We start from the raw sequence: 12,361 nt of genomic DNA, 5'->3' as shown, positions 1-12,361 counted from the left end.
ATGTCGCGATAACCTTAAGGGATTAACCGTTGACTTTAGGGGCCAGCTCACCGCTCTGGTAGCGCTTGTACATGGCCTGCAGTGACAGCGGCTTGATTTTGGAAGCCATGCCGGCAGAGCCAAAGGCTTCGTAGCGTTCCATACAAAGTTCTGCCATGGCATCCATGGAGGCTTTGAGGAATTTGCGTGGGTCAAATTCCCGTGGGTTTTCCGCCAGGAATTTACGTACCGCACCGGTGGATGCCAAACGCAGGTCGGTATCAATGTTCACCTTGCGCACGCCGTGCTTGATGCCTTCAACGATTTCTTCCACAGGCACGCCGTAGGTTTCCGGAATGTCACCGCCGTACTGGTTGATGATCTGCAGCCATTTTTGCGGTACGGAAGAAGAGCCGTGCATGACCAGATGGGTGTTGGGAATGCGGGCGTGGATTTCCTTGATGCGGTCAATGCGCAGCACATCGCCAGTAGGCTTGCGACTGAATTTGTAAGCGCCGTGGCTGGTGCCGATGGCAATGGCCAGCGCGTCCACGTGGGTGGCGGCCACAAAGCGGGCGGCTTCGTCAGGGCTGGTGAGCATCTGATCGTGGCTCAGGGTGCCGGCGGCGCCAATACCGTCTTCTTCACCGGCAGTACCGGTTTCCAGGCTGCCAAGGCAACCGATTTCACCTTCAACAGACACACCGCAAGCATGGGCAAACGCCACGGTGGTGCGGGTCACATCCACGTTGTAATCGTAGGTGGAGGGGGTTTTGCCATCGGCCATCAGTGAGCCGTCCATCATCACGGAAGACATGCCCAGCTGAATGGAGCGCTGGCAAACATCAGGATGGGTGCCGTGGTCCTGATGGATACACACCGGAATGTCGGGATACTGCTCCAGCGCTGCCGCCATCAGGTATTTCAGGAACTGGGGACGGGCATATTTACGGGCGCCGGCGGACGCCTGCACGATCACAGGGCTGTCCGTGGCTTCAGCGGCCTGCATGATGGCACGCATCTGCTCCAGGTTGTTGACGTTAAAAGCCGGTACACCGTAGCCGTGTTCTGCCGCGTGATCCAGCAACTGGCGTAGGGAAATCAAAGCCATAATCTGTTCTCTCCTTTTGTGGGCAAATCTATTGCCCGGGTCCAATTGGGTATAAATTTTACTGCCACTGCCGGTAAACACCGGCAGCTTACATCATCTGGTACAGGTGTTAGTTGCCACGGGCCTTGAGCATGGCCACGGCCGGTAATTCCTTGCCTTCGAGGAACTCCAAAAAGGCGCCGCCGCCGGTGGAGATATAAGACACCTTGTCGGCAATCTGGTATTTATCCACCGCGGCCAGGGTATCACCGCCGCCGGCAATGGAAAACGCGGCCGACTCGGCAATGGCCTTGGCAATGCGCTGGGTGCCGGCGCCGAACTGGTCAAATTCAAACACGCCCACCGGGCCGTTCCATACAATGGTGCCGGCATTCATGATGATCTGCGCCAGGGTTTCAGCGCTGTCAGGGCCAATGTCAAAAATCATGTCATCATCGGCCACATCGGCCACGGCCTTGAGGGTTGCCGCCGCATCGGGACTGAATTCCTTGCCAACCACCACATCGGTGGGCACCGGAATGTCGCCGCCGCGGCTCTGGGCGTTGGCCACCAGGCGTTTGGCTTCATCAAGCAAGTCGGCTTCGTACAGGGATTTACCCACATTATGCCCGGCTGCGGCAATAAAGGTGTTGGCAATGCCGCCCCCCACCACCAGCTGATCCACAATGTTTGACAGGCTTTCCAGCACGGTCAGTTTGGTGGATACCTTGGAGCCGCCCACAATGGCCACCAGAGGCCGTTTGGGGTTGTCCATGGCCTTGGCCAGCGCGTCAAGCTCCGCTGCCAGCAGCGGGCCGGCGCAGGCCACCGGGGCAAACATGCCCACACCGTGGGTGGATGCCTGGGCGCGATGGGCGGTGCCAAAGGCATCCATCACGTAAACATCACACAGCGCGGCCATTTTCTTTGACAGCGCTTCATCGTTTTTCTTCTCACCCTTGTTGAAGCGGACGTTTTCAAACACCGCCACTTCACCGGCGGCAACCGCAACGCCATCAAGATAATCGGTGACCAAACGCACCGGGCAGTCCAGCGCCTTGGTCAGATAATCCACCACGGGCTGCAGGGAAAATTCCGGGTTGTACTCACCTTCTGTGGGCCGCCCCAGATGGGACATCACCATTACGGCGGCGCCTTTTTCCAGCGCCAGTTTGATGGTGGGCAAAGAGGCACGCAAACGTGCGTCACTGGTGACCACGCCATCAGCTACCGGCACGTTGAGATCTTCGCGGATAAGCACCCGCTTTCCCTGAAGGTCCAAATCTGACATTTTGATGATTGTCATGTTCATGCTTCCTGTTTTAACTAAAAATATTTGCGGTTGTTAACGGTAACGGCCTTTCCCTGCCCTTACCCCAGTAAATCATTCTGCCGCCGGGAACATGGCCAGTGCCGTATCCAGCATGCGGTTGGCAAAGCCCCATTCATTGTCGCACCACAGTAACAGCTTGATCAGATGCCCGTCGCTGACCCGGGTCTGGGTGCCATCCACAATGCTGGAGCGGGGATCATGGTTGAAGTCACACGATACCAAAGGCTCGTCGGTAAAGCCCAGAATCCCTTCCATGCGACCGCGGGTTGCTGCCTGCAAAATGCCGTTGACCGTGGCGATGTCCACCCGTTTGCTTACCGTGAGCGACACGTCAATGGCGGTCACGTTTACCGTGGGCACCCGCACCGAGATGGCTTCAAACTTGTCTTTCATCTGGGGCAGAATGCGCTCAATGCCGCGGGCCAGCTTGGTATCCACCGGAATAATCGACTGGCTGGCCGCCCGGGTACGGCGCAAGTCGTCATGGTAGGCGTCAATCACCTGCTGGTCGTTCATTGAGGCATGAATGGTGGTAATGGCGCCGCTGCGAATGCCCAGATGGCGGTCCAGCTCGGCAATCACCGGGATCACGCAATTGGTGGTGCAAGAGGCGTTGGAAACCACGGTATCCTCGCGCCGCAGCAGCTCGTCATTCACGCCGTAAACAATGGTGGCATCCACATCTGCCGAGGCGGGATGGCTAATCAGCACTTTGCCGGCCCCCGCCTGCAGGTGAGCGGCGCAGGCGGTGCGATCATGCAACGCGCCGGTGCATTCGAGCACCACATCCACCCCCAATGCCTGCCACGGCAGTTTGCTGGCATCCGTTTCATGCAGCAGCGTGATGCTGTCGTTACCCACTTGCATCTGTTCCTGCTCCAGACTCGCCCGCAAGGAAAAGCGGCCGTGGGTGGTGTCGTAATTGGTCAGATGTACCATGGCTTCCGGTTTGGCCAACTCATTGATTGCCACTATCTGTAACTGCTGGCGCTTGCCGGATTCATAGAGCGCCCGTAACACTGAGCGGCCGATACGGCCATAACCATTGATAGCAACTCTGATCATCAGTAATTCGTTTCCCTCTGTTTCAGGGCAATAAAACAACGGCCTATCATAAGACAGGCCGTTATAAATGGCGAGGAACACAAAAGCCCGTCAGGCTTTTGCGTTCAGTCACGGCTTATGCCAACAAGGATTTGGCAGTGGCCACCACGTTATCCACGGTAAAGCCAAACTCTTCAAACAGCTGGCCTGCAGGGGCTGATTCACCAAAGGTGGTCATGCCTACCACTTTACCATTGAGGCCAACGTACTTGTACCAGTAATCGGCAATGCCGGCTTCTACCGCAACCCGTTTGCTCACTGCCGCTGGCAGTACCGCTTCCTTGTAGGCGGCATCCTGTTTGTCGAACACATCCGTGGCCGGCATGGATACCACCCGCACCTTGTAACCGGCCTGGGCCAGCTCTGCCTGGGCTTTTACCGCCAGTTCCACTTCAGAGCCGGTGGCAATCAAAATCAGCTCCGGCGTGCCGTCGCAGTCCACCAGCACATAGCCGCCTTTGGCCACATTGGCCAATTGGGTGGCGGTGCGTGGCATCTGGGTCAGGTTCTGACGGGAGAAAATCAGCGAGGTAGGGCCATCCTGACGCTCAACGGCGTATTTCCAGGCAATGGCGGATTCTACCTGATCGCAAGGGCGCCAAGTGCTCATGTTGGGCATCAAGCGCAAGGTGGAGGTCTGTTCCACCGGCTGGTGGGTCGGGCCGTCTTCGCCAAGGCCAATGGAGTCATGGGTGTAGACGAAAATCACCCGCTGTTTCATCAGTGCGGCCATGCGCAGGGCGTTACGGGCGTATTCCATGAACATCAGGAAGGTGGCGCCGTAAGGCACAAAACCGCCATGCAGGGCCACACCGTTCATGATGGCCGACATGCCGAATTCCCGCACCCCGTAGTGCAGGTAGTTGCCGCAGGCATCATCCGGGGTGATGGACTTGGACGCGGAGTACATGGTCAGGTTGGAGGGTGCCAGGTCAGCGCTGCCGCCCAGGAATTCCGGCAACAGCTTGCCAAAGGCTTCCAGGGTGTTTTGCGAGGCCTTACGGGACGCGATATTGGCAGGATTGGCTTGCAGCTGTTCAATGTAAGCTTGGGCGCCTGCCGCGAAATCCGCTGGCAGTTCACCGCTCAGACGGCGTTTCAGCTCACTGGCAAGTTCAGGGTAAGCGGCGGCGTAGGCGGCAAAGCTGGCATCCCAGTCACGTTCAGCGGCACTGCCTGCTGCCTTGGCATCCCAGGCGGCATAAATGTCGGCCGGGATGTCAAATGGCGCATGAGTCCATCCCAAAAATTCGCGGGTAGCGGCGATTTCGGCATCACCCAGTGGTGAGCCGTGGCAATCATGGGAGCCGGACTTGTTAGGCGAGCCGTAACCGATGGTGGTTTTGCAGCAAATAAGAGATGGGCGGGCGTCGGCTTTGGCCTGCTCGATAGCGGCATTGATGGCATCGGCATCATGGCCGTCCACTGCCGGGATCACCTGCCAGCCGTATGCCTCAAAACGTTTGGCGGTATCATCGCTGAACCAGCCTTCCACATGCCCGTCAATGGAGATGCCATTGTCATCCCAGAAGGCGATCAGCTTGCCCAGCCCCAAGGTGCCTGCCAGTGAGCAGGCTTCGTGGGAGATGCCTTCCATCATGCAACCGTCACCCATGAACACATAGGTGTGATGATCCACGATGTCGTGCCCTTCGCGGTTGAACTGCGCTGCCAACACTTTTTCGGCAATGGCCATGCCGACCGCATTGGTAATGCCCTGCCCCAATGGGCCGGTGGTGGTTTCCACGCCTGGGGCATAGCCATATTCCGGGTGGCCCGGTGTGCGGGAGTGCAACTGCCGGAACTGTTTCAAATCGTCAATGCTCAGGTCATAGCCAGACAGGTGCAGCAGGGAGTAGAGCAGCATGGAACCATGGCCGTTAGACAGGATGAAACGGTCGCGGTTAGCCCATGTGGGGTCCTGAGGATTGTGCCGCAGATGTCCGCGCCACAGGACTTCTGCAATATCAGCCATGCCCATGGGGGCACCTGGATGACCGGATTTTGCTTTTTGCACAGCATCCATGCTTAACACACGAATAGCGTTAGCGAGTTCTTTACGGGAAGACATGCTTTCTCCTGCGTAGTGAGTCTGAAAATGGTCGGGCGGAATTGGCGCTTATTTTCCCGCAGAGGCCCCGCTGACGCAAATATATTTCCGGCTTTTCCATGGGGCCATTTAGGCTAACAACCACACTTTATGGTGCATTTTTGACCCACGGCCAAAGCAAAATCGAGCAAGACAGCGCTGTAGCCGGCCAAAAACGCTTAAGTAATCCGTCTGGGCACATCTCCCTCCTCGCAGCAAAGCCCCTATAAAACCCATTGATATTACAGATAAAAGTTTCATTACTTTTCAGCCACAAATGGGCGTACCGCACAAATATCCGCAAAAGGGGTTTTATAAAAACGAAATTAAATTAGAATAGCCGTCTAGATGTAGATGCTTCTATACGGATGTAGCGGCAGCTAAGGTTTTTATTTTAATCGTGAGATTTTGCAAACATGGCAAGACACCTGTTTACTTCTGAGTCTGTATCAGAAGGACATCCCGATAAAATCGCCGATCAGATTTCTGATGCGGTGCTCGACGCCATTTTAACCCAGGACCCCAAGGCTCGCGTCGCCTGTGAAACCTATGTCAAAACCGGCATGGTGCTTGTGGGTGGTGAAATTACCACGTCTGCCTGGGTGGATATTGAGGAACTGACCCGCAACACCGTGCGTGAAATCGGTTACACCAGTTCGGAAATGGGCTTTGACGCCAACTCCTGCGCCGTATTGAGTGCCATTGGCAAGCAGTCACCCGACATCAACCAGGGTGTTGACCGTCAAGATCCCAAAGAGCAGGGTGCCGGTGACCAGGGGCTGATGTTCGGTTACGCCAGCAACGAAACCGACGTGCTGATGCCAGCGCCCATCACTTACGCTCACCGTCTGGTAAAACGCCAGTCCCAGGTACGTAAAGAAGGCATCTTGCCCTGGTTGCGTCCTGACGCCAAATCCCAGGTCACCTTTGCCTACGACAATAACCAGATTGTGGGCATTGATGCGGTGGTACTGTCTACCCAGCACAGTGAAGACATCAGCCTTAAAGAGCTGCAAGAAGGCGTGATGGAAACCATCATCAAGCCGGTACTGCCACAGCAATGGCTAACCAAGGATACCAAGTTCTTCATCAATCCTACCGGCCGTTTCGTGATTGGTGGCCCAATGGGCGACTGTGGCCTCACCGGCCGTAAAATCATTGTGGACACCTACGGCGGCATGGCCCGTCATGGTGGTGGCGCCTTCTCTGGCAAAGACCCATCCAAGGTTGACCGCAGTGCCGCCTATGCCGCCCGCTATGTGGCCAAAAACCTGGTGGCAGCCGGTCTGGCTGACCGTTGCGAAATCCAGGTGTCTTACGCCATTGGTGTGGCAGAGCCCACTTCCATCAGCGTGGAAACCTTCGGTACCGGTCGCTTGCCGGCAGAGCAGCTGATTGCCCTGGTGCGTCGCCACTTTGATTTGCGCCCATACGGCCTGACCGAAATGCTGGATCTGGCGCGCCCCATCTACCAGGCAACTGCCGCCTATGGCCACTTTGGCCGTCAGGAATTCCCTTGGGAAAAAACCGACAAGGCAGAAGCGCTGCGTGATGACGCCGGATTGTAATCCATCATCTCGGGTTATCGGTGGATAACCCGCGCCTGATAACGCTTCACAAAATAAGAGCAAGTGCCCCTTGCTCTTATTTTTTTGCCTCAAGTTTGTACGCAGGTTTGGCCACTCGCGCATGCACAATACTGCACCATTTGTGCAAACACTGGCCATGGCCATTGCCATAATGCTCAAGGAATTGAAAACACGCTACATGAAGCTCATCTGCGAAACGTCCCTGTGCAGATGATAAGGGCGGTGATGCCAAAGGCTGTCACCAAAAGAAAGGGTAAGCTAGTTAAGCAGGTTGATGTCCGTTAACTGATAATGGCGCCGCGGCCGGCCGCCGGTTTTATAATTGAGCACCATTTTCACAATGCCTTCCGATTCCAGATATTCCAGATAACGGCGCACCGTAATACGGCTAATTTTCATGCGATCGCTCATATCCTCCACTGAAAAATCGGTAAGCTGTTCCGTTTTTAGGATTTTTTTCAGCGTTTTCAGTGTAGTGGCATCAATGCCCTTGGGGGTTTGCCGCACGTTGGTGGTGCTGCGCTTGCCCAGGATCTGATCAATCGCCCCTTGATCCACTTGTTCCCGGGTGGCCAGTTTGCGGCGGTAAAAGTTGTAATCATCCAGGGCCTGGTGCACCCGTGACATCCGTAACGGCTTGACCAGATAATCGCTGATCCCCTGTTGCACCGCCTGTTCCACCGTTTTGGCATCACGCTCGGCGGTGGTCATGATGAAGTAGCAATTTGCCCCGTCACGCCGTAATTTCTGAATAACTTCCATGCCGCTGCCATCCGGCAGGCTGATGTCCACAAATACCATCTGCGGCTTGAACAGCTCGTAATGCAACAGTGCATCGGCATAGGTTTCACTGATGGCGACAACCTCAAAGTCAGGGTGCTGGTTAATGGTTAATTCCAAAGCGTAACTGGCTCTGGGATCATCCTCAATAATCATGGTAGTGACTTTCTGCTTCATAGCGTTTGATTTCACCCTTCTCAATGTAAATAGAGAATAATGTGTTGTTATCTTCCGTACGTTCCCAGTCGATACTCCCACGGAACTGTTTGACCAACTCATTGACCAGATACAGCCCTACGCCGCTCTGCTCCTGTTCGGATTTACTGGTTACGCCAAAATCCAGAATGTGATCATCCAGCTCCGGTGCAATACCGGCTCCGCTATCCTGCACTTCTAGAATAACATGTTGGCTGCGATCACTGACATAAACATGTACCGCTGGCGGTTGATTCTGGCGGTTATTCCAGGCGGCCAGAATGGCATTGTCGATTAAATTGCCCAAAATGGTGGCCAGTTTCTCCGACACCAGCTTGCTGTAATCCTGCAGGATATTGTCGTCATCCAGCTCGTATTTGACCCCCATCTCGGCCGCCTTGTTGTATTTGGCAAGCAGCAGTGATGCCACCAGGCTATTTTGGATGGATCGCACCAGATTGCCGATAATGTGCTGATGGCCTTTACTCTCCCGGTCGATGAACTCCACCGCATCATCATAGTGCTTGAGCTGCAACATGCCGGATAACACATTGAGTTTATTTGAATATTCATGGGTTTTGCTGCGCAGTAGCTCGGCATAGTTCTTGTAATAAATCAGCTCTTTTCGCAGGTCGTTAAGCTCCATGTCCGCCAGGAAGAAAATCACGTAACCATGGGCTTCCTGAGCCGTTTGCAGCGGGTAGATGCACACCCGGTAATCCAGCTTGCCAAGCTTCAGGTTGCCGGAGTAAGCCTGGCCATGCCCGGCCCGGGCGATTTTATCCAGCGCCGAAGAAAAACGGGATAATGGCTGGCCGATAAATTCCTGCTTGTTCATGCCGCCCATGGACAACAACTTGGTGGCAATATCATTGATTGCCGTGATTGAAAAATCGTTATTGATGGAGATGATGGGGTCCCGAATGGCGTTGAAGATGCGGTCATGCTCCATCAGACGCTTGACCACCAGTTCCGGCTCCAGATCCTGCATGGTGTGCTTGAGTTTTGCCAGCACCACAAACACCAGTAACACGGCTACCGCAATCACCAGAAATACCAGTAACAGCAAACTGGCATGGCGCTCAATGAACAGCTGGCTGACCTCCTCTTTGAGAATGCCCACACAAACCGCACCAATCACTTTGCCGTTTTTGACGATCGGGGCAAAATTGCGAATGGCCATGCCCAGGGAGCCTGCGGCATAAGTGCTCTGTTTCTCCCCGGTTTTCAGCACGTGCTGGGCATCACTTCCCACAAATTTTTTGCCCACTTTATTGGGATGGATATGGCTCAGACGAATGGCGTCCTTATTGATGACCACAATAAAGGACACATCGGTTACGGCCCGCAGCTGTTCAATATAGGGGCGGATGGATACCCCGGTTTGGTGATTGGCCCGGTCCACCGCATCAATCACCACCGGGTCCAGCGCCAGAATGCCGGCAATTTCCAGCCCGCGCTGTCGCAGGTTTTCATCGTGGGTGGATTTGAGTAACTGGAACACCATGGCGCCCATGATGATGATGATCCAAATCATCGCCAGCAAGATGCTGGTAATAAAATGTTTTTTAAAATTCATTGGTTTATGGAAATGCAGTTGTGAAATTACAGCCATAAATCATCCTGTCATGTAGGGAATAGCCGTATACAAGCCCTAGGGTTAAGCATCATGCGGGGGACGGTTTATTGCTGGGAAACCGGGGATCCTGCCTGGATCCTACTTATTAATTGCAGAAAAAAACAGCAATGAAAGTGAAATGTGCAAGGCATCTCAAATCACCGGGGAGGTATTGGTGTTGAGACGGCCTTGCAACATCAACGAGATTACCACACGGTGGCTACCAGGCCCTTGAGGTAAAAGCCTTCAGGAAACGCCGCCGCAATGGGGTGATCGCCAGCTTGCCCCAGACGTGCCGTAAACTGGGCATCCCGTTTGGCATCAAGCGCCGCATCCGCCACGATTTTCTGGAACAGATCCGCAGGCATCAGTCCGGTGCAGGAGAAGGTCAGCAAGGTGCCACCGGGCACCAGCAGTTGCATGGCCAGCAAGTTGATGTCCTTATAACCGCGACAGGCGCCGGCAAGCTGGGCTTTGTTATCGGCAAATTTGGGCGGGTCCAGTACAATCACGTCAAACTTGCGCCCTTCGTCGCGGTATTGCCGCAGCAGTTTGAACACGTCCGCCTCGGTATATTCCACCTGGGTATCATCCAGCTGGTTAAGCGCCATGTTGTGGCGCGCCGCATCAAGGGCCAGGGATGACACATCCACGTTTTCAATCCGGGCCGCGCCGCCTTTGGCCGCATAAACCCCGAAAGTGCCGGTATAACAAAAGCAGTTAAGCACGGATTTGCCCTGCACGTAACGGGCAGCCACCGCCCGGTTATCCCGCTGATCAAGATAAAAACCGGTTTTATGGCCGGTGGTCACATCCACCGCAATTTTCACGCCGTTTTCTTCAATCACCACTGGCATGGGGGGCAACTCGCCATGGAGCAGCCCGGTGGTAAGGGGCAATCCCTCTTTTTTGCGGGAGTCCACATCGGAGCGCTCATAAATGGCGCAGCCCGGGTACAGCTCCGCCAACACGGATACCAGGGTTTCCCGCCAGTAATCGGCACCGGTAGACAACAGCTGGCACACCAAGACATTGGCGTAACGGTCGATGGTGATCCCCGGCAGGCCGTCGGACTCGGCGGCAATCAGCCGATAGCCGGTCAGCCCCTGTCTGGCAATCAACGCATCGCGCCCCTGCTGCGCCCGCTGAACCCGCCGCATGAAGAATGCCCGGTCGATGGCTTCTTCCCGTATGAAGCTCCAAATGCGCACCTGAATTTGGGACTCCGGTGACCAGGCGCCCCGCCCCAGCCAACGGCCGTCATGGGCCACCACATCCACGGTGTCACCGGCCTGGGGTTTGCCCTTGATGTTGTGAATGGCACTGGAAAAAATCCACGGATGATGCCGGTCGAGGGATTTCTCCCGGCCGGGTTTAAGCTTGATTCTGTCTACCATGCGATGCCCTTTGGCGCTAAATGTCCATGACAATGAATATCCCGGGCCGTTGCCGTTACATGCAGCCGTCCCGTCGTTGCCACTCAATGGCGCGCATCATACCTTAATTGCCCCGGTTGCGGCAGTGAATTCGGGCCGCTTACGGCTGGCGCGGCGCAATGAGCGCCATCACTGGCGTGTGATCGCTGGCCATGGCATCGCGCTTGTAATCCGGCCGCATCAGATGGTCATCATAAACCCGGTAATCCTGCACCATTGCCAGGCTGTGCTGGCTCATGCCATGAAACTCCTGGCTGAGTAAAATGTGATCCACACAGCTGCCATGGGAGCCATGAAAATGGCTGACCGGACGCGGACGGGATTCTGCCTGATGTTGTTGCCATAACTGCCAGGCATCAAATAACTGATAGGCTTCTATGCGCTGCTTTAGCTGAGCTTCATCCAGATTGAACCCGGCGGCGCGCATGTCCGAAGCAAAAATGCGGCTGTCATCGGTTACAAGCGCGCGCATTTCACTGCTGTCGATGGTGGCATTAAAATCCCCCATCACCATCACGCTGTTGCCGGTCTGCTGACGGCGCCTGAGTATGGCCTGATGCAACAGGGCGGCTTCCGTGCCCCGCTGCACAATGGATGCCCAGCGCCCCAGCGCACTACCGGCCAATAGCGCGGGAATGCCATCAAGCTGGCTGTCGCTGGCCGTGAGCATGGCTCTGGGGGATTTGAAATGCACCACGTAGATATCCGTATGGCCAATGCCGGGCAGCAGGGCGGTTGCCCGCAAAAAGCGGCGGCTTTGGCAAAAATCATCCCCCAGCCCCAATGCCTGGGCCAATGGCAAATCAATGCTCACATCGGTGACATCACTCAAGGCAAAGCTGCTGGCCAGCGCCACCACGCTTTGATGGGCCACATGACCACGGATTTGCGGCTCGGCCACAGTGGCAAAATGCGCCAATCCGGCATCACGGCACAAAGACTGCAGAGCTTCAGGACTGAACACTTCCTGCATGGCCAGCAGTTGCGGTTTGGCGCTTGTTATCCAGCGACGGATCCAGTCGCACTTTTGTTGCCATTGGGCTTGGCTGTAGATGTTGTCAAACTGGTGGTAAGCCAGTGGCGGGGCGGCAAAATTAAACAGATTGAGGGTGGCAACGGAAAAATTGGGCAATAACTCAGTGGGCATA

General features: G+C 55.4%; 9 protein-coding genes. 1 reads left to right on the top strand and 8 read right to left on the bottom strand.

Features of this window, described 5'->3' with window-relative positions; all coding sequences use genetic code 11:
• Nucleotides 1–22 precede the first annotated feature (22 nt).
• The 4 genes from fba to tkt form a co-directional block, all read right to left on the bottom strand.
• On the bottom strand, nucleotides 23–1,090 hold the full coding sequence (fba, locus tag ACIDEJ_RS13205; RefSeq protein WP_411988532.1) for a class II fructose-bisphosphate aldolase: 1,068 nt from the start codon (nucleotides 1,088–1,090) through the stop codon (nucleotides 23–25).
• A 109-nt stretch (nucleotides 1,091–1,199) separates the two neighbouring features.
• The gene (locus tag ACIDEJ_RS13200; RefSeq protein ID WP_411988531.1) at nucleotides 1,200–2,375 is read right to left on the bottom strand and encodes a phosphoglycerate kinase; all 1,176 of its coding nucleotides are present in this window, start codon (nucleotides 2,373–2,375) and stop codon (nucleotides 1,200–1,202) included.
• 78 nt (nucleotides 2,376–2,453) lie between these two features.
• Nucleotides 2,454–3,467 carry an erythrose-4-phosphate dehydrogenase gene (epd, locus tag ACIDEJ_RS13195; RefSeq protein WP_411988530.1) on the bottom strand — a complete coding sequence of 338 codons (1,014 nt, stop codon included), beginning with the start codon at nucleotides 3,465–3,467 and terminating at the stop codon, nucleotides 2,454–2,456.
• Between the two features lie 115 nt (nucleotides 3,468–3,582).
• Entirely contained in the window at nucleotides 3,583–5,577 is a 1,995-nt protein-coding gene (gene tkt / locus ACIDEJ_RS13190; protein WP_411988529.1) for a transketolase, read from the bottom strand.
• Nucleotides 5,578–6,011: 434 nt separating this feature from the next.
• Here tkt and metK point away from each other — a divergent pair, with 434 nt between their 5' ends.
• Nucleotides 6,012–7,163 (top strand): methionine adenosyltransferase, encoded by a 1,152-nt coding sequence (gene metK, locus ACIDEJ_RS13185; protein WP_411988528.1) that lies wholly within the window; start codon nucleotides 6,012–6,014, stop codon nucleotides 7,161–7,163.
• 279 nt (nucleotides 7,164–7,442) lie between these two features.
• On the opposite strand, the gene ACIDEJ_RS13180 is transcribed toward metK, so the two are convergent.
• The 4 genes from ACIDEJ_RS13180 to ACIDEJ_RS13165 all read right to left on the bottom strand — a co-directional run bounded on the left by ACIDEJ_RS13180 (nucleotide 7,443) and on the right by ACIDEJ_RS13165 (nucleotide 12,360).
• Nucleotides 7,443–8,141 (bottom strand): response regulator, encoded by a 699-nt coding sequence (locus ACIDEJ_RS13180; RefSeq protein ID WP_411988527.1) that lies wholly within the window; start codon nucleotides 8,139–8,141, stop codon nucleotides 7,443–7,445.
• The gene (locus tag ACIDEJ_RS13175) at nucleotides 8,110–9,774 is read right to left on the bottom strand and encodes an ATP-binding protein (RefSeq protein ID WP_411988526.1); all 1,665 of its coding nucleotides are present in this window, start codon (nucleotides 9,772–9,774) and stop codon (nucleotides 8,110–8,112) included. The genes ACIDEJ_RS13180 and ACIDEJ_RS13175 overlap by 32 nt, the downstream gene beginning before the upstream one ends.
• 209 nt (nucleotides 9,775–9,983) lie before the next feature.
• Entirely contained in the window at nucleotides 9,984–11,174 is a 1,191-nt protein-coding gene (locus ACIDEJ_RS13170) for a class I SAM-dependent methyltransferase (protein ID WP_411988550.1), read from the bottom strand.
• Between the two features lie 139 nt (nucleotides 11,175–11,313).
• Entirely contained in the window at nucleotides 11,314–12,360 is a 1,047-nt protein-coding gene (locus ACIDEJ_RS13165) for an endonuclease/exonuclease/phosphatase family protein (RefSeq protein ID WP_411988525.1), read from the bottom strand.
• Between the last annotated feature and the right edge of the window lies 1 nt (nucleotide 12,361).

This window comes from Shewanella mytili, assembly GCF_046765975.1.
Classification (GTDB): domain Bacteria; phylum Pseudomonadota; class Gammaproteobacteria; order Enterobacterales; family Shewanellaceae; genus Shewanella; species Shewanella mytili.
This window is presented reverse-complemented; position numbering and strand designations above follow the sequence as displayed.

Bases quoted from the DNA above. Each gene is read 5' to 3' on its own strand.
- ACIDEJ_RS13180 (WP_411988527.1), bottom strand. From the start codon at position 8,141: ATGAAGCAGAAAGTCACTACCATGATTATTGAGGATGATCCCAGAGCC.
- metK (WP_411988528.1), top strand. From the start codon at position 6,012: ATGGCAAGACACCTGTTTACTTCTGAGTCTGTATCAGAAGGACATCCC.
- ACIDEJ_RS13165 (WP_411988525.1), bottom strand. From the start codon at position 12,360: ATGCCCACTGAGTTATTGCCCAATTTTTCCGTTGCCACCCTCAATCTG.
- ACIDEJ_RS13175 (WP_411988526.1), bottom strand. From the start codon at position 9,774: ATGGCTGTAATTTCACAACTGCATTTCCATAAACCAATGAATTTTAAA.
- ACIDEJ_RS13200 (WP_411988531.1), bottom strand. From the start codon at position 2,375: ATGACAATCATCAAAATGTCAGATTTGGACCTTCAGGGAAAGCGGGTG.
- fba (WP_411988532.1), bottom strand. From the start codon at position 1,090: ATGGCTTTGATTTCCCTACGCCAGTTGCTGGATCACGCGGCAGAACAC.
- tkt (WP_411988529.1), bottom strand. From the start codon at position 5,577: ATGTCTTCCCGTAAAGAACTCGCTAACGCTATTCGTGTGTTAAGCATG.
- epd (WP_411988530.1), bottom strand. From the start codon at position 3,467: ATGATCAGAGTTGCTATCAATGGTTATGGCCGTATCGGCCGCTCAGTG.
- ACIDEJ_RS13170 (WP_411988550.1), bottom strand. From the start codon at position 11,174: ATGGTAGACAGAATCAAGCTTAAACCCGGCCGGGAGAAATCCCTCGAC.